Source organism: Amorphus sp. MBR-141 (assembly GCF_053628695.1).
In genome coordinates, this window is sequence record NZ_JBRJGW010000041.1 from 1 (window position 1) to 19,594 (window position 19,594).

Here is a 19,594-nt window from a genome sequence, read left to right on the forward strand (position 1 = left end):
TCCATCGCCTCGGCTGAAGCCTTCCTGCACGCCGCCTCCGTCATGCTCCTCGCAAGACGTCTGGCCCGCGCTCCATGAGTTTCGAGTCCGACTCTTAGGAGGGTCCCTAGACACGCTTGCAATCCTTGCGCGAAAGTGACGCAAGGAGAGGGCCTATAGAGGGTCGTACAGACGGTGTTTAGAAAAATCGATGGTTTAGACAATTTCGGCGTGTTTTGTCATTTCACGGGCGGCTCCTTACCGGAGTTCGCCCCATTCAATCTCATCTACGGCTGGAATTATTCTGGAAAGACGACCCTCTCCCGCGTGTTTCGTTGTCTGGAGACCGGCGCCCTCCATCCCGACTATCCGCAGGCTCGGTTCTCGATCACGGATGACAACGCCATCCAGCACGATCAAAAGTTTGCTGCTTCCTGCAATGTCCGCGTTTTCAATGAGGATTTTCGCAAAGAGCACCTTCTCTGGGATGACGCGGAAGGTTTCAACCCAATCTTGCTACTTGGCGCCGAGAATATCGCGCTTCGTGAGGAGCTTGAGAGGAAGAAAGCCGAGCGCGTCGAAGCAGAAAGTATTCGTGCCAAGGCAATTTACGAAAAGAATCAGTTGGAAGATGCGATCGGGAAAGCAGAGACCGAATGTGCCGGAAGTATTAACAAGGAGCTTCCAGTTGGGCGTTTCGATCGCCGCCATCTAAAGCCAATCATCGAAACCTGGAAAGGCACGCTGCCGGACGAGCTTTCAACCACCGATGTTAGAGCCGCCCGATCGAAGGTCGCTGCGGAACAGAAAGACGAACTGCCCGAACTTGCGATTACCCTCGATGCGGCCTGGCTTAGTCGGCTCTGGCTGAATGGGGCCGCTCTCCTTTCCGAACAGCTCGGATCGTCCGGAACGATCGACCGGCTAGTTGCCAATCCTGATATTGCCGACTGGGTCGAGCGAGGACGCCGTCTGCATGAAGGCAAGGAACGCTGCGAATTCTGCGAAGGTCTTCTTTCTTCTGAACGCATTCAAGCACTGAACGCTCATTTCTCCGATGCCTTCGACGACCTTAGGCGCCGCATCGGGACAGCTATCGATGAGTTCTCCGGGATGAAGACGCAGTACGTGGATAGCGCTTACGGAAAGGCCGCCTTTTATACCGATCTGCAAGCTGAGCATGGCGAAGCCAACCGGCAACTCACCGAAGCGCGTGATGCCTGGAACTCATCGCTTGATGGAATGATCGAAGCGCTTGAGCGCAAGCAGGCCAATCCGTTTGATATCGTCAAGGCGCCTGACATAAAACCTGACGCGGTTGATCTTTCTGCCGCGGTTGAACGGTTCGCGGCATTAATCGAGGTCTGCAACGGTCGGACGAAGGAGTTCACGGCGGAGCGCAATGCGGCGATTGCAATCCTGAAAAATCATATAACCGTCGAAGCGATGCGGAGTGTCGATCGTCTCGCGAAAGAAGACCGTATCAGTGAACTGAAGGAAACGGCAGAGAACGCCGCGCGCGAGGAAGTTGCTCACGGCATCGAGATCGCGAGGCTTCAGGCCGCGCTTTCCAACGCAACTCGTGGCGCCGACGCCATCAACAATACGCTGCACCGGTTCTTCGGAAAGTCTGACATTCAGGTACAGGTTACGGACGACGACCGCTTCCTACTCATGCGCGGTGCAGAGCCCGCACGAAACTTAAGCGAAGGCGAGCGAACGGCGATAGCGTTCTGTTACTTCATCACCAAGCTGCTCGAAAGCGGTAACGATCTTTCCCAGACTATCGTTTATATCGACGATCCCATCTCAAGTCTCGATGCACATCACTTGCTGCATGTCTGCGCTTTCATCCGCAACACGTTTTATAGGCGTAATGAGACTGCGCCCAGGCATGAGTGCCTAGCGAAGCAGCTCTTTATATCGACCCACAGCCACGAGTTTTTCCATCTTATGCTCGATTGGGTCACGAAAATGAATACGCCCATGTCTCAGACCTTTCTTGTCGAACGCATTGATTCCAACGGAATCATTGCGTCAAGGCTGATTGAATGTCCTGAGTCGATCAGGAAATATCGCTCTGAATACCTGTACCTCTTTCATCAGCTTGCGAATTTCGCGGAGAATCCGCAGAACGATCATCAAGTGATCTTTAACCTTGGCAACATGGCGCGACGCTTCGTCGAAGGGTACGTCGCCTTCAAGTTCATGGAACATGCTAACGTCGATGGCAGCATTGGCGACCTCATTTCCGATCCGGTCGATGCTGAGCGCGCCCGCAAATTCATGCATTTCCATTCGCATACGCTTTCCAGAGGCGGGGGCATGCGCCTTCCGGACATGAGCGAAGCGCAGGCAATCGTGAATTGCATCCTGGATGCTGTTCGGCAGCACGATACTGTGCACTATCGTGCGCTTGAAGGCACCCGCTGAACGTCACACCACACGCCAAACTGCAAACTTGAAAAGCACATTCAGAACAACGGCGGAGCTGGTGAAAGAACCGACATTGGCGTGCAGCCGATGTCGGCTTTCAGTCATTTCGCATGTCCGCTCAAATGACCGTAGCGAACGCAGCGGCCGTTCCGGAGGCTGGTCCCTGATGGCCGCACTCGCCGGGCACCCCCCCCTCCCGACGGGTCCGTCTGACCGCGGCTTTCCCGCTTGGGCAAGGGGCGGCGCATTGTCGTCCGGCTCGGGCGTAAGGCGCGGGGTGCCTCTCGGGAGACGGCGACCACTACGGGCCCGGGCCGCGCCGCTTCAGCCACCACCCGCGCCGCCTCAGCCCCCGACCCTGTGGGCCTCGGGGATGACGACCACCGCGCCCGGCTACCGGGGCGGCCGGGCCGGTCGATGGTGTGCCGTCCTTCCGGGCCTACCCCCGGTCGGCCTCGATCTTGTCCCAGATCATCGCCGCGACGTCGGGGCCGCCGAGGCGGGCGACGGCGCGGATGCCGGTGGGCGAGGTGACGTTGATCTCGGCGAGGTTGCCGTCGGTGACGTCGATGCCGGCGAACAGGATCTTCGCTCCTGCCGCGCGCCGCACGACGCCCGGGGCTCGCCCTCATGGCCGTCGACGCGGCGGAAAACCGCCTCCTCTGGAAGATCTGGCTCGAGGATCGCGAGGTCGGCCGTGCTGGCGGCAACTGTCCGTTCGCCGGTTGCGTCCCGGCCGACCGATACCGGAGGCAGCACGCGCCCGCCGTGCGCCTCTCTCGCGGCAGAGGCCTGCCGGCGCGAAGCCGCATGAATCGGAGCACCGGTTCAGCCAACCGCTGCCGTCATCTTCCAGCTATCGGCCGGGCTGCGCCTTCCACCCTCGTGCTCCGCGCTCTTCACTTGCGTGGTCCAGCGCCCAGCCCACGGTGAAGCCGTGCAGGATCGTCGACAGCAGGATGACCAGCGCGACGAGGGACCAGAGTGCGGCTTCGTCGTGGAACTCGATGTGAGTGGCCGCATAGCAGAGGTAATAGACCGACCCGATGCCGCGCACCCCATAAACGGAGACAATCGCCCGGTCGTGGCGCCCCATCCCCGTACCCAGAAGCGAGATCCAGGCAATCAGCGGACGGACCAGGATCAGAAGGATGAACGCAATGGCGACCAGCTCCCAGGTGAGCCCGGCCAGAAGCACGGGGAGCATCGTACCGAGCGCGACCAACAGGGCCGCCGTCAGCGCGTGGCCGATCGTCTCGGAGAAGTCGTGCAGGCGCCGGTGGAAGTGATGATGCGCCTCCATGCGGCGCAGAGTCAGACCCATGATCGCAACCGAGATGAAGCCGTAGCCCTCGGCCAACTCGGTTGAGCCGTAGCAGAGCAGGACGCCGGCGAGCGCGATGATTCCGGAACCTGTCTCGGCCAGCGGTGCCTCCGACGGGAGTCGAAACAGCACCCAGCCAAGCGCCCGTCCGCCGAGCCACCCGATCGCCGCGCCCGCGGCGATGCGGTAGGCCACATCGATGAGAAGCCACTCGGTGAGCAGCCGGCTGAAGCCGGTCCCTTCCGCGGCGACGATCAGGCCAAGATAGACGAAGGGAAAGGCCAGACCGTCATTGAGCCCTGCTTCGGTCGTCAGCGTAAAGCGGACAGGGGCTTCGGAGCCCTCCTGCGGAGGGCCGACCTGTACATCGCCCGCCAGCACCGGGTCGGTCGGTGCCAGCACGGCGCCCAGCAGGATGGCTCCGGCGAGTGTCAACCCGGCAAGCGTCGCTCCCAGGATCGCCACGGCGGCGATGGTCATCGGCATCGCCACCACCAGCAGCCTTGCGGTGGGCACCCAGCGCCGCCAGGGCCGGAGCGCGTCGATCTTCATGCCGGCCCCGAACAGCGCGACGATGACCGTCAGTTCGCTGACCAATTCCCAGGCGCGCGGATACTCGCGCGGGTCGGGCAACAGGGCAAGGTCGGGCACGAGAAGCGCGGCTCCTGTGCCGAACATCAGCATCAGAGCCGCTGCCACAGGCTCCCGCCGCGACAAAAGGCGGGGCACCCAGCAAGCAAGAATGACGACCAGACCGCCCGTCGCAAGAGCCAGGTGATAAGGGTTGAATTCGAAGAAAGCCGTTTCGTGCATGTCGTTCGATCGAGGGCCGTTGGATCGGGAGGAGCAAGACTGTTGGCGCCGCGCGCGACGGGCGTCCACGTAGACAAGTCTCTACAGGCACAGATCGTTCAGCGCCGCTTCGATTCGCGGCAGGCGCCAGGGATCACGGCCACGAAATGATGTCTTGTCCTCAACGGCCCCACACCGCGATTGCGCCGCGCGGCGGGTCGGCGAAAGCCACGGCTGCGCCTGCGGGTGACAGGAACCGGCCGTGACCGCCGGCCGTCGCCTCTCCGGCCCCGGCGCTACCCCCGGTCGGCCTCGATCTTGTCCCAGATCATCGCCGCGACGTCGGGGCCGCCGAGGCGGGCGACGGCGCGGATGCCGGTGGGCGAGGTGACGTTGATCTCGGTGAGGTTGCCGTCGATGACGTCGATGCCGGCGAACAGGATCTTCTCCTCGCGCAGCGCCGGGCCGACGGTGGCGACGATCTCGCGCTCGCGCTCGGTGAGCTCGGTCGCCGCCGCAGCCCCGCCGCGCACCATGTTGGAGCGCAGGTCGCCCTTCTGGGGCACCCGGTTGACCGCGCCGGCGAAGTCCCCGTCGACCAGGATGATGCGCTTGTCGCCCTCGCTCACCTTCGGCAGGAAGCGCTGGATCACCCAGGGCTCGCGGAAGGTGGCGGCGAAGAAGTCGTAGAGCGAGCCGTAGTTGAGGTCGTCGGCCGTCAGCCGGAACACCGCCTGGCCGCCGGCGCCGAACAGCGGCTTCATGACGATGTCGCCGTGCTCGGCCCGGAAGGCGTCGATGGCGGCGCGGTCGCGGGTGATCAGCGTCGGCGGCATCAGCTCCGGAAAGCGCATGACGAACAGCTTCTCCGGCGCGTTGCGCACGGCGGCCGGGTCGTTGACCACCAGCGTGTCCGGATGGATGCGCTCCAGCATGTGGGTGGCGGTGATGTAGGCGAGGTCGAAGGGCGGATCCTGGCGCATCAGGATGACGTCGACGTCCTTCAGCGAGGTGAGGGCGGGCGCGCCGAGGGTGAAGTGGGCGCCGGCCTCGTCCCTGACGGTCAGCGGCTCGAGGGCGGCGAGCAGGTCGTCGGCCGTCTCGGCCAGCCGGTCGGTGGTGTAGTGGAACAGGGCGTGGCCGCGGGCCTGCGCCTCCAGGAGCAGGGCGAAGGTGGAATCGCCCGCGATCTTGATCGTCTCGATGTGGTCCATCTGGACCGCGACCTTGAGGGTCATGCTGGTCTCCAAAACGCTGTCGGGGCCGCGCGGGCCCGGTTGGGTTCTTGATGCGCCAGAATGGCGGGCGGGTCCAGACGGTGGGCGCCGGGAAGGGACGGGAAGGGACGGGTCAGGGACGGGCTAGCGGCTCGCGTCGAAGGCGTTCACGAGGTGTATCGGCCAGCGGGCCGGCCGCACGACGACGATGTCGAAGCGGATGGTATGGCAGCCGTAGCGCGGGTTGCGCGCCAGCCACGCCGCCGAGGACCGGACGAGGCGCGCCTGGGCGCCGGGGCCGACGGCCTCAAGGGCGGCGGCGAGCTCGGTGCGCGCCTTCACCTCGACGATGGCGACGGTGGATCCGCGCTGGGCCACGATGTCGATCTCGCCGGCGCCGGTGCGCACCCTGCGGCCGAGGATGCGGTATCCCTTGAGCATCAGCGCCAGCGCGGCGCGGGTCTCCGCCGCGAGCCCCAGGCGGTAGGCCCGCCGGCGGGACGGCGCCACGACCATGGTCAGGCCTCGCCGTCGCCGGGGGCGGCGTCCCGCCCGGCCGGGGCGTCCCCGCCGGCGGGGGCATCCTTGCCGGCGGGGGCCGCCTTGCCGGCGGCGGGCTCCTTGAAGGACAGCGCCAGCCGGAACAGCTCCTGACGGTCGCGGCCGGTGATGCGGGCGACCTCGGCGGCGGCCTTGCCTGCCGGCAGCCGGGTGAGGGCGGCCTTCAGCAGGTCCTCCGCGTCGGCCTCGCTGGCAGCCTCCGCCTCGGGCGGGGAGATCACCACGGCGATCTCGCCCTTGATCTTCGTGTCGGGCGGATAGGTGGCGCACAGGCTGCCCAGCGTGCCGCGCGAGATCGTCTCGAAGCGCTTGGTGAGCTCGCGGCAGACGGCGGCGGGGCGCTCAGAGCCGCAGATCTCGGCGGCTTCCACGAGCGACTGGGCCAGCCGGTTCGGCGATTCGTAGAAGACGAGGCTCGCCGGCTGGCGCGAGAAGGTCTCCAGCCGGCGGCGGCGCGGGCCGGATTTCGACGGCAGGAAGCCGAGGAAGACGACGGTGTCGGTGGGCAGGCCCGCCGCCATCAGCGAGGCGGTGAGCGCCGAGGCGCCGGGGATCGGGAACACCCGGTGGCCGGCCGCCGCGACCTCCTCGACGAGGCGGAAGCCCGGGTCGGAGACCAGCGGCGTGCCGGCGTCGGAGACCAGCGCCACCGCCTCGCCGGCGGCGAGCCGTTCGAGGATCTTCGGCCGCTGCCGGACGGCGTTGTGCTCGTGGTAGCTGGAGGTCTTCGTGCGGATGCCGTAGCGGTCGAGCAGCACCCGGGTGACGCGGGTGTCCTCGCAGTACACCACGTGGGCGGCGGCGAGCGTTTTCAGCGCCCTGAGGGTGATGTCGTCCAGGTGGCCGATCGGCGTTGCGACGATGTACAGCCCCGGGTCCAGGGGCGGCGCATCGAAGCGGGCGCTGTCGATGGAAAAGTTCGGCGTTCGTCGCGATTCGGTCATAGGGCTTTGTAAGTATTGGAAGACGAACCCCTTGCGGATCCGCATTCACCGGTGTTTGGTGGGGCCGACCCCCAGACCCTGCGCCGGGTTCGGGGGGCGCGCAAGGCTCGGGAGAGGATCCGTTCGTCATGACTAGCCTCCGGTCGCACCGGTTCGCCGTTCTCGCCCGCCTCGGGGCCGTCGCCGGCATCGCGGCACTGGTCGCGGCGTGCGTCAGCTCGCCCACCGGCCCGCAGACGCCGGCTCAGCCCACTCAGCCGACGGCGCAGCCGCGCGGCGAGGTGCTGGGATCCGGCTCGGTTCCGGTGGCGCTGCTGCTGCCGATGTCGGCCGGCGGCGAGGCATCGGGTCTGGCGACCGCCTTCCGCAACGCCGCCGCGCTGGCGATGAACGATTTCCCCAATTCCGACATCCGCATCCTGGTGCGCGACACCGGCGGCACCGACACCGGCGGCCGCGACGCCGCCCAGGCCGCCATCGGCGAGGGCGCCAAGCTGGTGCTCGGCCCGGTGTTCTCCTCGGCCGTGGCCGGCGCCTCGGCACCGGCGCGCCAGGCGGGCGTGCCGATCATCGCGTTCTCCACAGACGCGACGGTGGCGCGCCGCGGCGTCTACCTGCTGAGCTTCCTGCCGCGCCAGGATGCCGACCGCATCATCTCCTACGCCGCCTCCCAGGGCCGCACGTCGTTCGCCGCCCTGGTGCCCGACAACGGCTACGGGCTGGTGATGGAAGCCGCCTTCCGCGAGGCCGTCTCCCGCTCCAAGGGGCAGGTGATCGCGGTCGAACGCTACAAGCCTGACCCGGCCGACATGGCCGCCAAGGCGCGCGCCATCGCCGCCAAGGGGTCGGTCAACGCGGTGTTCATGCCGAACGGCGGCCAGGACCCGCAGATCCTCGCCGGCGCGCTGTCGGAGGCCGGCCTGTCGAGCGCCAAGCTGCTCGGCTCCGGCCAGTGGGACAACCCGAACGTCCTGCAGGCGCAGTCGCTGGCGGGCAGCTGGTATCCGGCGCCCGAGCGCAAGGGCTACGAGGCGTTCGCCGCCAAGTACCAGCGCCAGTACGGCGCCGCGCCGCCGCGCACAGCCTCGCTCGCCTATGACGCGACGAGCCTCGCCGCCGGGCTGGTGCGGGCGCGCAGCGCCGGCGCCTTCACCGACGAGATGCTGACCAACGCCGACGGCTTCCTGGGCGTCGACGGCATCTTCCGCTTCCTGTCGGACGGGCGCAGCCAACGCGGTCTCGCGGTCTACGAGATCGGCGGCGGCAACAGCCGCGTCGTCTCCGCCGCGCCGCGGAGCTTCACCAGCGGCGGCTTCTGACCGGGTTTCGCGCCGTGGCGCCCGAGGGTCGATCGATGCTGGACGGCAAGCGCATCCTGCTCGTCATCGCCGGCGGCATCGCGGCCTACAAGGTGCTGGAGCTGATCCGGCGGCTGAAGGAGCGGGGGGCGACCGTCGTGCCGGTGATGACGCCGGCCGCCGAGGCCTTCGTCACGCCGCTCACCGTCGGCGCGATCGCCGGCGAGCCGGTCCACCGCGACCTCTTCGACCTGACGCGCGAGAGCGACATCGGCCACATCCGCCTGTCGCGTGACGCCGACCTGCTGGTGGTGGCGCCGGCCACCGCCGACCTCATCGCCAAGATGGCCGGCGGCCACGCCGACGACCTGGCGACGACGGCGCTTCTCGCCACCGACAAGCCGGTGCTGATCGCGCCGGCGATGAACCCGCGCATGTGGGAGCACCCGGCCACCCGCCGCAACATGGACCAGCTGATCGCCGACGGCGTGCGCGTCGTCGGGCCGGGCGTCGGCGCGATGGCCGAGCGCGGCGAGGCGGGCGCCGGGCGGATGGCGGAACCGATGGAGATCCTGGCCGCGATCGAGGCCGCGTTCGGCGCCGGGCCGGCGCTGATCGGCGGACCGAAGCCGCTCGCCGGCCGCCGGATGCTGGTCACCTCCGGGCCGACCCACGAGCCGATCGATCCCGTCCGCTACCTCGCCAACCGTTCGTCGGGCCGCCAGGGCCACGCGATCGCCGCGGCGGCGGCCGCCGCCGGGGCCGAGGTCACGCTGATCAGCGGCCCGGTGGAGATCCCGCCGCCCGCGGGCGTGTCGCTGGTGGCGGTGGAAAGCGCCGCCGACATGCTGGCGGCGGTGGAGGCGGCGCTGCCGGTGGACGTGGCGGTGATGGCCGCCGCCGTCGCCGACTGGCGCGTGGCGACCGCGTCGGAGAAGAAGCTCAAGAAGCAGGCCGACGGCGCACCGCCGATGCTCGAACTCGTCGAGAACCCCGACATCCTCGCCTCGATCGGCCGCCACCACACCCTGCGGCCGCGGCTGGTGGTGGGCTTCGCGGCCGAGACCAACGACCTGATCGACAACGCCCGCGCCAAGCTCGCCCGCAAGGGCGCCGACCTGATCGTCGCCAACGACGTGAGCCCGGCGACCGGGGTGATGGGCGGGACGGACAACACGGTGCGCATCGTCAGCAGCGCCGGCGTCGACGCATGGCCCAAGCTCAGCAAGGACGAGGTCGCGACCCGGCTGGTGGCGCTGATCGCCGACCGGCTGGCGGCGACACGTCCGGAACCCGAAGGACAGGCGTCCGAATGAGCACCCGCCCGAGCCTCGTCGTCCGCCGGCTGCCGCACGCGGCGGGCCTGCCGCTGCCGGCCTACCAGACCGCCGCCGCGGCCGGGCTCGACCTGACGGCGGCGATCGCCGCGGACGCGCCGCTGACGGTGGCGCCGGGGGCGCGGGTGCAGGTGCCGACCGGGCTGGAGATCGCCCTGCCGGCCGGCACCGAGGGCCAGGTCCGGCCGCGCTCGGGGCTGGCGGCCAAGCACGGCCTGACCGTCCTCAACGCGCCGGGCACCATCGATGCCGACTATCGCGGCGAGGTGGGGGTGCTGCTGATCAACCTCGGCAGCGAGCCGGTGACGATCGCCCGCGGCGACCGGATCGCCCAGCTGGTGGTGGCGCCGGTGCTGCAGGTCGCCGTCGAGGAGGCCGACACGCTGCCGGAAACGGCGCGCGGCGCCGGCGGGTTCGGTTCGACGGGCGGGCTGACGCCGCGCGCCTGGGAACCGCAGAAATTCCGGTAAAACACGTTGAATGACAGGGACTTGCGGCGCGTTGCTGATGCCGTTTCAAGGTCTTGAAACTGGAGCCGTTTCCTGTCGATCGGGTGGTTCCACCTGATCGGAAAAGGCTCTCGCCTGCAGGGCGCGCTTGACCCGGGCGGCCGGCGTGGTCAGATCAGGCGATGAGCTTTTCCCCCGACGAGATCGAACGCTATGCCCGCCACCTGGTGCTGCCCGAGGTCGGCGGCCCGGGCCAGCAGAAGCTGAAGGCGGCGCGGGTGCTGGTGATCGGGGCGGGCGGGCTCGGCTCGCCGTTGATCCAGTACCTGGCGGCGGCCGGCGTCGGCACCATCGGCATCGTCGACGACGACACCGTGGCGCTGTCGAACCTGCAGCGGCAGATCCTGCACGGCACCGCCGACGTCGGCCGCACCAAGGTCGCCTCGGCCACCGATGCGGTCGCCGACCTCAACCCCAACGTCCAGGTGGTCGGCCACGGCGTGCGGCTCACCGGGGAGAACGCCGGGGAGCTGGTGCGCGGCTACGACATCGTCGCCGACGGGTCGGACAACTTCGCCACGCGCTATGCGGTCTCCGATGCGTGCTGCCGGGAGAGGCGGCCGCTGGTGACGGCGGCGGTCGGCCGGTTCGACGGATCGCTGACGACGCTGCGACCGTTCGAGACGGGCGCGGACGGCACGCCGAATCCCACCTACCGCTGCCTGTTCCCCGAGGCGCCGCCGGCCGGCATCATCCCGACCTGCGCGGAGGCCGGCATCCTCGGCGTGCTGACCGGGCTGGTCGGCACGCTGCAGGCGCTGGAGGTGCTGAAGGAGATCCTCGGCATCGGCTCCGGCCTGGTCGGCAAGCTGCTGCTGGTCGATGCCCTGTCGCTGCGCTTCGAGACGTTCGGCTACGCCTTCGATCCGGCGAATCCGCTGACCGGCACCGCCGCCCGCCCCCCCGATTCCGCCCCCCGATCCCCGGTTTCGTGACGCTGGTGACACGATCGCCATGCAGCGGGGGTGGGGGAGCAACCCGGTCCGCGCATGGCGAGAAGGCCCAAGACCGGGTATCAGACCCTATGCGAAATCCCGACACATCCTCCGCCGACCCGATGGAAGCCGCCCGCCGGCAAGCCCGCGAGAAGCTCGGCCTGCCGTTCGTCGAATTCATCGGGATCATCGCCCTGATGATGGCGCTGACCGCGTTTTCGGTCGACGTCATGCTGCCGGCGCTGCCGGAGATCGGCGACGCCTTCTCGATCGCCGACGTCAACCACCGGCAGCTGGTGGTGGGCGTCTACATGATCGGCTTCGCGCTGGGGCAGATCATCTACGGTCCGCTCTCCGACCGGTTCGGCCGCAAGGCGGTGCTCTATGTCAGCCTCGCCATCTACCTCGTCGGCACGGTGCTGTGCATGCTGGCGCCGGAGTTCGGCCATCTCCTCGCCGGGCGGCTGGTGCAGGGCATCGGCTGCGGCGGCCCGCGGGTGATCGCCATCGCCATGGTGCGCGACCGCTTCGAGGGCCGGGCGATGGGCAAGGTGATGTCCTTCGTGATGATGGTGTTCATCATCGTGCCGGTGATCGCGCCGTCGGTGGGCGGCGCCATCAGCACGTTCGGCCCGTGGACGTGGATGTTCGCCTTCCTGCTGCTCGTCGGGGTGACGCTCATCCTCTGGGCCGGCATCCGGCTGCCGGAGACGTGTCCGCCGGAAGACCGCACGCCGCTGTCGGTCGCGGGGCTCGTCAAGGCGTTCAAGACGGTGCTGACCACCCGCCAGTCGGTCGGCTACTCGATCTCGCTCGGCTTCATGTTCGGGTCGCTGATCGGCTACGTGAGCTCCGCCCAGCAGGTCTACCAGGAGGTGTTCGGGCTCGGCGCCTCGTTCCCGATCTTCTTCGGCGCGGTGGCGGTGTTCATGTCCGCGGCGTCGCTCGCCAACGCCACGATGGTCGAGCGTCTCGGCATGCGCCGCCTGTCGCACAGCGCGCTGGTGGCGATGGCGCTGATCATGTTCGTCTGCATGGTGGTGGACGAGATCTCGCCGCTGTCGCTGGTGGCCTTCACCAGCTTCTTCGGCGCGGCGTTCTTCTGCGTCGGGTTGATCCTGCCCAACTTCAACGCCATCGCCATGGAGCCGCTCGGCCGGGTGGCCGGCATGGGGTCGTCGCTGATCGGCGCCTACATGACCGGCGTCGGCGCGGTGCTGGGCACCCTCGTCGGCCAGAGCTTCGACGGCACGGTGCAGCCGATGATCCGCGGCTTCGCCGGCTTCGCCGTCGCCTCGCTGATCGCGGTGCTGATCACCGAGCGCGGCCGGCTGTTCGGCGTCGGCGAGAACCGGCGGAAGTAACCCAGACCGGCGGGCCTGGGCTCGCTGCACACGCGGGGCGCGGCCTCCGGCCCGTGCGCGGTTGCGCCGTGGGCGGCTCACCGGGGCCGTCCGGTGATGGAAGTCCGGCTTCCACCTTTCTCCTTCCCGCGCTGCGGCATTGCGCCCCGCCCTTGATGCCAATCAAGGCACCCCGGTTTTTTCGCGACCATTCTGCCTGACGAGCCGATTGCGGATCTCATTCGGGCCGAGAGATTGCGAAGGACATGACGATGCGTGTCGATACATCGGGCGGCGGAGCGGCCGGCGATGCACCCATGTACGTGGCGGCGAAGAAGATCTATCCGCAGGCCGTGCACGGGCGGTTTCGACGCATCAAGTGGGGCGTGCTGGCCGTCACGCTGGGCATCTACTATTTCCTGCCGTTCGTGCGCTGGGACCGGGGCATCAACGCGCCCGACCAGGCGCTGCTGATCGACCTGGACGGCCGCCGGGCCTATTTCTTCTCCATCGAGATCTGGCCGCAGGAAGTCTACTACGTCACCGGCCTGCTGATCCTGGCGGCGCTCGGCCTGTTCCTGATCAACGCCCTCGCCGGGCGGGTCTGGTGCGGCTACCTCTGCCCGCAGACGGTGTGGACCGACCTGTTCATGCTGATCGAGCGCTGGATCGAGGGCGACCGCCGCGAGCGGATGATCCTCGACGGCAAGCCGATGAGCGCCCAGAAGCTCGCCAAGAAGGGCATCAAGCACATCCTGTGGCTGGCGATCGCCATGTGGACCGGCGGCGCCTGGATCCTCTATTTCGGCGACGCGCCGACGATGGTGGTGAACATCTTCACCGGCCAGGCGTCGATGATCACCTACGTGTTCGTCGCGGTGTTCACCTTCACCACCTACGCGCTCGCCGGCATGATGCGCGAGCAGGTGTGCATCTACATGTGCCCGTGGCCGCGCATCCAGGCGGCGCTGACCGACGAGTGGGCCCTCAACGTCACCTACAAGACCGATCGCGGCGAGCCGCGCGGCTCGCTGAAGGAGATGGCGAAGCGCGCCGAGCAGGGCCTGCCGGCCGGCGACTGCATCGACTGCTACCAGTGCGTCCAGGCCTGCCCGACCGGCGTCGACATCCGCAAGGGGCTGCAGCTGGAATGCATCCAGTGCGGGCTGTGCATCGACGCCTGCGACACGGTGATGGAGAAGGTCGGCCGGCCGACCGGGCTGATCGGCTACGACACCGACATGAACCTGGAGCTGCGCGCCGCCGGCAAGCCGCCGATCTACAAGATGGTCCGCGCCCGCACGGTCATCTACGCGGCGATCATCGCGCTGGTCGGCTCGATCATGCTCTACACCCTGACCTCGCGCTCGTTCTCCGACATCAGCGTGCTGCACGACCGCAACCCGGTGTTCGTGCAGCTGTCCGACGGCGGGATCCGCAACGGCTACACCGTGCGGCTGCTCAACAAGCGGCCGATCGAACGGACGTTCCTGCTGCAGGTCGCCGGGCTGCCCGCCGACGCGCGGCTGGAGGCGATCGGCATCGACCAGACGATCGAGGGCAACCCGGTGGTCACGGTGGGCCCCGACCGCAGCCGCGAGATCCGCGTGCTGGTGTTTACGCCGACCGGCGAGGACATCCCTCCGGCGACCGACGTGACGTTCCAGATCGTCGACGTGAAGGACGGCGAGCGGGCCAGCGCCGTGGACACCTTCAAGACGCAATAGACGACCGACGGCCGGCGCCGCTCATCGGAAGCGGCGCGGGGTACGGGTTCCTCCCATGGGAAAAGCGACATGACGACGGCTTCCGCAGACACCGCCACCGGCTTCCGGCTCACCGGCCGCAAGGTCTTCCTCGGGCTGGTGGGCTTCTTCGGCATCATCGCGGTGGCGAACGTCATCCTCATCTGGCTGGCGGTGGGGTCGTTTCCGGGCGTGGTGACCAACAGCGCCTACCAGGCGGGGCGGGAGTATCCGGAGCTGCTGGAGGCGGCGAAGCTGCAGCGCGATCTCGGCTGGGAAATGGACGAGAGCGTCTCCGCCGGCGGGCCGACGGAGCCCGTGGCGATCCGCCTCGACGCCAACGACCGCGACGGCGCGCCGCTCGCCGGCCTGTCGGTGACGGCGACGCTGGCGAGCCCCACCCATGACGGGCTCGACCGGCACGTCAGCCTGTCGGAGGGCGAGGTCGGCCTCTACGGCGGGCTGGCGGATCCGCTGCCGGCGGGACAGTACGACCTGACGATCGATGCGAAGGCCGGCGACGGGGCGACGTTCCGCTCAGTCAACCGCATCGTCATCACGGGGAACGGCCAGGTGCGATGACGCCCGCGGCGGGAGTGATGGCGGAGCGCGACTGGAGCGCGTTTTCCGAGGCCGGCGCCGACGGCCGGCGCTCGATGGAGCTGGCCGTCGACGGCATCCACTGCGCCGCCTGCATGAGCAAGATCGAGCGCAGCCTCGGCGCCGTGCCCGGCATCGAGCGGGCACGGGTGAACCTCTCCAACCGGCGGCTGGCGGTGACCTGGCGGCCGGAGACGATCGACGGCGGCGCCATCGTCGCGACGCTCGCCGACATCGGCTACGAGGCGCGGCCGTTCGTCCGCGGCCAGATCGACGACAGCTTTCGCCGCGAGCGCAACGCGCTCTTTCGGGCGCTGGCGGTGGCCGGCTTCGCGGCGATGAACGTGATGCTGTTCTCGGTCTCGGTGTGGTCGGGCAACGTCTCCGACATCACGCCCGAAACGCGGCTGCTGTTCCACTGGATGTCGGCGCTGATCGCGCTGCCGGCGGCGGCCTATGCGGGGCAGACCTTCTACCGCAGCGCCTTCACTGCCGTGCGCCACGGCCGGGTCAACATGGACGTGCCGATCGCGCTGGGGGTGATCCTGGCGCTGGGACTGTCGTTCTACGGAACGCTGACGGCCGGCGCCGACACCTATTTCGAATCCGCGCTGATGCTGCTGTTCTTTCTGCTGCTGGGCCGGGTGCTCGACCAGGTGATGCGGCGGCGGACCCGCACGTTCGCGGAGAACCTGGCGGCGTTGCGCGCCGACACGGCGGTGCTGGTGGCCGACGACGGGTCGCTGCGCGAGGTTCCGGTCGCCGAGGTCGGCGCGGGCACGCTTGTGCAGGTGGCGGCCGGCGGGCGGGTGCCCGTGGACGGAACGGTGATTGCCGGCACCTCGGAGATCGACCAGTCGCTGGTGACCGGCGAGACCATGCTGCAGCCGGTGGGCGTCGACGACCGGGTGTTCGCCGGAACGCTCAACGGCGAAGGCCTGCTCACCGTGCGGGTCGCGGCGGCCGGCGAGGGGACGCTGCTCGACGAGGTCAACCGGCTCCTCGACAAGGCGATGACCGCGCGCTCGCGCTCGGTCGCGCTGGCCGACCGGGTGGCGCGCTGGTACGCGCCGTTCGTGCATGGCGCGGCGCTCGTCACCTTCCTCGCCTGGCTGGCGCTCGGCGCCAGCGTGGAGCGGTCGCTGGTGGTGGCGATCACCGTCCTCATCATCACTTGCCCCTGCGCCATCGCGCTCGCCGTGCCGGCGGTGCAAGTGACGGCGGCGGGTGCCTTCTTCCGCAACCGCCTGCTGCTGCACGCGGGCGATGCGCTGGAACGTCTGGCGGTGGTCGACACCGTCGTCTTCGACAAGACCGGCACCCTGACCACACCCTCGGCCCGGATCGCCAACGCGGACGAGGTGCCCGAGGTGGCGCTGGAGGCGGCCCGGGCGCTGGCCGCGGGCTCGCGCCATCCGGTGTCGCTGGCGATCGCCGGCGGCGGCCGGCCGGCGCGGACCGCCACCGACCTGCGGGAGGTGGCCGGATCCGGCGTCTCGGGCCTGATCGACGGGGTGGCGGTGAGGCTCGGCAAGCCGGCGTTCGCCGGTGCCGAGGCCGAAGCCGCCGCTGTCGCGCTGCGCTATCCCGATGCGACGCTGGTGGGCTTGAGCATTGAGGGGCAGCGCCCCGTGGTGCTGGCGGTGCAGCAGGTGCTCCGGCCCGATGCGGGCGAGACGGTGGCGGCGCTGAAGCGTCGGGGCTTCGACGTGAAGATCCTCTCCGGCGACCGGGGGCCGGCGGTGGCCCGGGTGGCCGGGCAGCTCGGCATCGCGGACTGGCAGGCGGGGCTGAAGCCGGCCGACAAGATCGCCGCGCTGGAGGCGCTCCAGGCGCAGGGGCGCCATGTCCTGATGGTGGGCGACGGGCTCAACGACGCGCCGGCGCTGGCCGCCGCCAGCGTCTCCATGTCGCCGGTCTCGGCCGTCGACCTGAGCCAGGCCGCAGCCGACGTGGTGTTCCTCGGCGAGCGGCTGTCGCCGATCCTGCTCGCGCTCGCCATCGGGCGGCGGGCGCGGCGGATCATGACGGAGAATCTCGGGCTGGCGCTCGCCTACAACCTGATCGCCGTGCCGATCGCGGTGACCGGCCACGCGACGCCGCTGATCGCCGCCATCGCCATGTCCGGCTCGTCGCTGCTGGTCACCGCCAACGCGCTCCGCGCTCAGTCGGTGCCACGGGAGGCGTCAGATGCCGGCGCGGCGGCACCGGCGGCGGGCGGCCGGGCGGTGCCGGCATGAACATCCTGCTGATCCTGGTGCCGGCGGCGCTGGCCCTCGGGCTGATCGGGCTCGCGGCCTTCCTGTGGTCGCTGCGCGCCGGCCAGTACGACGACATGGAGGGCGCCAAATGGCGCATCCTGTCGGACGACGACCTGCCGCCCGACGACCCGGCAGGCAAGCGGGACGACTGACCGGCTCGGGCTCGCCCGAACGTGAATGCGGGGCGATGGAACGTTCGCGTAGCATCGGGACTTATGAGGCTGCGTGGGCCGTTGCCGCGCGCGTCATGCGTCCGCCGCCTTCCGGCGATCAGGCCACTTGAGCCGATCGGAAAGGGCTGCGAGGGAGAGCACCTTGATCGAAACCAGCCGCGACCATCCGATCACCATCGCCCCGTTCGAGGGACACGTCGCCGTCACCATCGGCAACACCGTCATCGCCGAAACCCGCCACGCGCTGACGCTGCAGGAATCGACCTATCCGGTCGTCTACTACATCCCGAAGGCGGACGTGGCGGCCTCGTTCCTGGTGCCGTCGGATCATTCCACCCACTGTCCCTACAAGGGCGACGCCAGCTACTGGTCCATCGCGCTCGCCGGAACCACCGTCGAGAACGCGGTGTGGAGCTACCAGCGGCCGCTGAACGGGGTGGCGGCGATCCGCGATTACCTCGCCTTCTATCCAAACAAGGTGACGATGAAGGTCGACCCCGCCTGAGGCGCGGCCCGCGGCGACACCGCTCCCGCGGTGCGGGCCCCACGAGGGCCCATCGAAAGGGTGCGGGCCCCGCGCGGGGCCCATCGAGAGATTGTGATCCCGGCGCGCGCGCATCGTGACGGAGAGATCGGCAGCTTTCCCTATCATCGGGCTCCATCAACGGGCGGCGGTCAGGGCCGCCGCGCGGCGGAACACGGAGCCGGGAGGACGGGACATGCCGATACGTCAGGACATCATCGATCTGTTCGACGCTTTCACCCACGGCGGCATGAGCCGCCGCAGCTTCATGACGCGGCTGGCCGGGCTGGCCGGCAGCACCGCCGCGGCGGCGGCGCTGCTGCCGCTTCTGGAAAACAACTACGCCCAGGCGGCGATCGTCGCCGAGGACGACGACCGCATCCAGACCGAGCGGATGAGCTACGACGTCGAGGGAACGCGGGTCGTCGGCTACCTGGCGCGGCCGAAGGGCACGGAGAAGCGGCCCGGCGTCATCGTCATCCACGAGAACCGCGGCCTCAATCCGCACACCGAGGATGTGGCGCGACGGCTGGCGGCCGACGGCTTCGTGGCGCTCGCCCCGGACCTGCTGTCGGTGAAGGGCGGCACGCCGGACGATCCGGACCAGGCGCGCGACCTGATCGGCCAGCTGGACGACGGGCATGTCGAGGCGGCGCTCAAGGCCGCCGTCGCCTGGCTGCGCGACGATCCGGCGACCAACGGCGAGGTCGGCGTGGTCGGCTTCTGCTGGGGCGGCGGCTGGGCGAACCGGCTGGCCGCCGCGGGCACGCCGCTCGGCGCCGCCGTCGCCTATTACGGGCGCCAGCTGCCGGCCGACCGGGTGGGTGACGTCTCGGCGCCGCTGCTGCTCCACTATGCCGGGCTCGACGAGCGCATCAACGCCGGCATCGACGCCTACACCAGCGCGCTGGATGCCGCCGGCAAGCCCTACGAGGTGTTCGTCTACGAAGGGGTGAACCATGCCTTCAACAACGACACCAACGCGGCGCGCTACGACAAGGCGGCCTCGGACGAGGCGTGGGCGCGCACGACGGCGTTCCTCAACGCAAACCTCGGCGGGTAGGGGGCGTCCTCTTTCGGGGCCGGCGGGGAGACGCGCCTCGCCGTTCCGGAGAACCTTTCGCGCTCCGCTCATCCCCGCGCAAGCGGGGATCCATAGGGCATTGCAGTTAAAGCTGACGCGTTTCGGAGGGGTCGGCGCTTACTCCGTTCGGCTTCCGGACAGGCTGGGATAATCCAATCCAGACTCGGCTGCGGGCATGTCAGCGGAAAGGTCCATGGCGAGAGCTGAAGCGGCCGGTTCCTGCCCTCGCTTCAGAACTCTTTGGCCGGCTGCCCATGGATCCCCGCTTTCGCGGGGATGAGCGGAGTTTGGGGGTGGCGGCGGAGAACCAGTACACGTCCGAGGAGGGCGAGAGCCCGGGGCAGGCCTCACCGCATCACGCCCCCCAGCGCGCGATCGCGCGCGGTCAAGCAAAGCCAGGAAAAGTGCTCTTGCGGTTTTCCGTCCGGCTTTGCGCTTTAGAGCGTTTCCTTGTTTATCTGAATCGGGGGGGATTCCTGTTCGGGGCGTTTTGTGATTCAAGATGCTGGCTGGGGTGGAGGCCAGCATCTGAT

Annotated in this window: 16 protein-coding genes and 1 pseudogene; 12 read left to right on the plus strand and 5 right to left on the minus strand. The window is 68.7% G+C overall.

The annotated features are described in order from the left end of the window. Window positions 1–174: 174 nt before the first annotated feature. Window positions 175–2,412 (plus strand): AAA family ATPase, encoded by a 2,238-nt coding sequence (locus tag ACSSVZ_RS26525; RefSeq protein WP_453973874.1) that lies wholly within the window; start codon window positions 175–177, stop codon window positions 2,410–2,412. A 442-nt stretch (window positions 2,413–2,854) separates the two neighbouring features. On the opposite strand, the pseudogene ACSSVZ_RS26530 reads toward ACSSVZ_RS26525, so the two are convergent. The 5 genes and pseudogenes from ACSSVZ_RS26530 to rsmI form a co-directional block, all read right to left on the minus strand. Next, a pseudogene (locus ACSSVZ_RS26530) lies at window positions 2,855–3,001 on the minus strand (ATP-grasp domain-containing protein); the annotation flags it as partial. A gap of 270 nt (window positions 3,002–3,271) precedes the next feature. Further along, window positions 3,272–4,552 carry a cation:proton antiporter gene (locus ACSSVZ_RS26535; RefSeq protein ID WP_453973875.1) on the minus strand — a complete coding sequence of 427 codons (1,281 nt, stop codon included), beginning with the start codon at window positions 4,550–4,552 and terminating at the stop codon, window positions 3,272–3,274. A 275-nt stretch (window positions 4,553–4,827) separates the two neighbouring features. Continuing rightward, window positions 4,828–5,769, minus strand: a complete 942-nt coding sequence (gshB, locus tag ACSSVZ_RS26540) for a glutathione synthase (RefSeq protein ID WP_453973876.1) — start codon at window positions 5,767–5,769, stop codon at window positions 4,828–4,830. A 123-nt stretch (window positions 5,770–5,892) separates the two neighbouring features. Next, window positions 5,893–6,264 (minus strand): YraN family protein, encoded by a 372-nt coding sequence (locus ACSSVZ_RS26545; RefSeq protein ID WP_453973877.1) that lies wholly within the window; start codon window positions 6,262–6,264, stop codon window positions 5,893–5,895. A 2-nt stretch (window positions 6,265–6,266) separates the two neighbouring features. Then, window positions 6,267–7,253 carry a 16S rRNA (cytidine(1402)-2'-O)-methyltransferase gene (gene rsmI / locus ACSSVZ_RS26550; RefSeq protein ID WP_453973878.1) on the minus strand — a complete coding sequence of 329 codons (987 nt, stop codon included), beginning with the start codon at window positions 7,251–7,253 and terminating at the stop codon, window positions 6,267–6,269. A 128-nt stretch (window positions 7,254–7,381) separates the two neighbouring features. Here rsmI and ACSSVZ_RS26555 point away from each other — a divergent pair, with 128 nt between their 5' ends. From ACSSVZ_RS26555 to ACSSVZ_RS26605, 11 genes are all read left to right on the plus strand, one after another. Then, window positions 7,382–8,572 carry a penicillin-binding protein activator gene (locus ACSSVZ_RS26555; protein WP_453973879.1) on the plus strand — a complete coding sequence of 397 codons (1,191 nt, stop codon included), beginning with the start codon at window positions 7,382–7,384 and terminating at the stop codon, window positions 8,570–8,572. Window positions 8,573–8,607: 35 nt separating this feature from the next. Further along, window positions 8,608–9,867, plus strand: a complete 1,260-nt coding sequence (coaBC, locus tag ACSSVZ_RS26560) for a bifunctional phosphopantothenoylcysteine decarboxylase/phosphopantothenate--cysteine ligase CoaBC (RefSeq protein ID WP_453973880.1) — start codon at window positions 8,608–8,610, stop codon at window positions 9,865–9,867. Next, a complete protein-coding gene (gene dut, locus ACSSVZ_RS26565) occupies window positions 9,864–10,358 on the plus strand; it encodes a dUTP diphosphatase (RefSeq protein ID WP_453973881.1) in 495 nt (164 codons plus the stop codon). The genes coaBC and dut overlap by 4 nt, the downstream gene beginning before the upstream one ends. A gap of 161 nt (window positions 10,359–10,519) precedes the next feature. Further along, window positions 10,520–11,332, plus strand: a complete 813-nt coding sequence (locus ACSSVZ_RS26570; RefSeq protein WP_453973882.1) for a HesA/MoeB/ThiF family protein — start codon at window positions 10,520–10,522, stop codon at window positions 11,330–11,332. Window positions 11,333–11,421: 89 nt separating this feature from the next. Beyond that, window positions 11,422–12,696 carry a multidrug effflux MFS transporter gene (locus ACSSVZ_RS26575; protein WP_453973883.1) on the plus strand — a complete coding sequence of 425 codons (1,275 nt, stop codon included), beginning with the start codon at window positions 11,422–11,424 and terminating at the stop codon, window positions 12,694–12,696. 251 nt (window positions 12,697–12,947) lie between these two features. Further along, the gene (gene ccoG / locus ACSSVZ_RS26580; protein ID WP_453973884.1) at window positions 12,948–14,402 is read left to right on the plus strand and encodes a cytochrome c oxidase accessory protein CcoG; all 1,455 of its coding nucleotides are present in this window, start codon (window positions 12,948–12,950) and stop codon (window positions 14,400–14,402) included. 69 nt (window positions 14,403–14,471) lie between these two features. Further along, window positions 14,472–15,002 (plus strand): FixH family protein, encoded by a 531-nt coding sequence (locus ACSSVZ_RS26585; RefSeq protein WP_453973885.1) that lies wholly within the window; start codon window positions 14,472–14,474, stop codon window positions 15,000–15,002. Then, complete coding sequence (locus ACSSVZ_RS26590; RefSeq protein ID WP_453973886.1) at window positions 14,999–17,260, plus strand: heavy metal translocating P-type ATPase; 2,262 nt, start codon at window positions 14,999–15,001, stop codon at window positions 17,258–17,260. The genes ACSSVZ_RS26585 and ACSSVZ_RS26590 overlap by 4 nt, the downstream gene beginning before the upstream one ends. Continuing rightward, entirely contained in the window at window positions 17,257–17,433 is a 177-nt protein-coding gene (gene ccoS / locus ACSSVZ_RS26595) for a cbb3-type cytochrome oxidase assembly protein CcoS (RefSeq protein WP_453973887.1), read from the plus strand. The genes ACSSVZ_RS26590 and ccoS overlap by 4 nt, the downstream gene beginning before the upstream one ends. Window positions 17,434–17,596: 163 nt before the next feature. Continuing rightward, complete coding sequence (locus ACSSVZ_RS26600) at window positions 17,597–17,959, plus strand: DUF427 domain-containing protein (RefSeq protein ID WP_453973888.1); 363 nt, start codon at window positions 17,597–17,599, stop codon at window positions 17,957–17,959. Window positions 17,960–18,173: 214 nt separating this feature from the next. Further along, a complete protein-coding gene (locus ACSSVZ_RS26605) occupies window positions 18,174–19,040 on the plus strand; it encodes a dienelactone hydrolase family protein (protein ID WP_453973889.1) in 867 nt (288 codons plus the stop codon). Window positions 19,041–19,594 lie beyond the last annotated feature (554 nt).

Excerpts from the sequence above, each read along its gene's own strand:
- ACSSVZ_RS26535 (WP_453973875.1), bottom strand. The coding sequence starts at position 4,552 with ATGCACGAAACGGCTTTCTTCGAATTCAACCCTTATCACCTGGCTCTT.
- gshB (WP_453973876.1), bottom strand. The coding sequence starts at position 5,769 with ATGACCCTCAAGGTCGCGGTCCAGATGGACCACATCGAGACGATCAAG.
- ACSSVZ_RS26545 (WP_453973877.1), bottom strand. The coding sequence starts at position 6,264 with ATGGTCGTGGCGCCGTCCCGCCGGCGGGCCTACCGCCTGGGGCTCGCG.
- rsmI (WP_453973878.1), bottom strand. The coding sequence starts at position 7,253 with ATGACCGAATCGCGACGAACGCCGAACTTTTCCATCGACAGCGCCCGC.
- ACSSVZ_RS26555 (WP_453973879.1), top strand. The coding sequence starts at position 7,382 with ATGACTAGCCTCCGGTCGCACCGGTTCGCCGTTCTCGCCCGCCTCGGG.
- coaBC (WP_453973880.1), top strand. The coding sequence starts at position 8,608 with ATGCTGGACGGCAAGCGCATCCTGCTCGTCATCGCCGGCGGCATCGCG.
- dut (WP_453973881.1), top strand. The coding sequence starts at position 9,864 with ATGAGCACCCGCCCGAGCCTCGTCGTCCGCCGGCTGCCGCACGCGGCG.
- ACSSVZ_RS26570 (WP_453973882.1), top strand. The coding sequence starts at position 10,520 with ATGAGCTTTTCCCCCGACGAGATCGAACGCTATGCCCGCCACCTGGTG.
- ACSSVZ_RS26575 (WP_453973883.1), top strand. The coding sequence starts at position 11,422 with ATGCGAAATCCCGACACATCCTCCGCCGACCCGATGGAAGCCGCCCGC.
- ccoG (WP_453973884.1), top strand. The coding sequence starts at position 12,948 with ATGCGTGTCGATACATCGGGCGGCGGAGCGGCCGGCGATGCACCCATG.
- ACSSVZ_RS26585 (WP_453973885.1), top strand. The coding sequence starts at position 14,472 with ATGACGACGGCTTCCGCAGACACCGCCACCGGCTTCCGGCTCACCGGC.
- ACSSVZ_RS26590 (WP_453973886.1), top strand. The coding sequence starts at position 14,999 with ATGACGCCCGCGGCGGGAGTGATGGCGGAGCGCGACTGGAGCGCGTTT.
- ccoS (WP_453973887.1), top strand. The coding sequence starts at position 17,257 with ATGAACATCCTGCTGATCCTGGTGCCGGCGGCGCTGGCCCTCGGGCTG.
- ACSSVZ_RS26605 (WP_453973889.1), top strand. The coding sequence starts at position 18,174 with ATGCCGATACGTCAGGACATCATCGATCTGTTCGACGCTTTCACCCAC.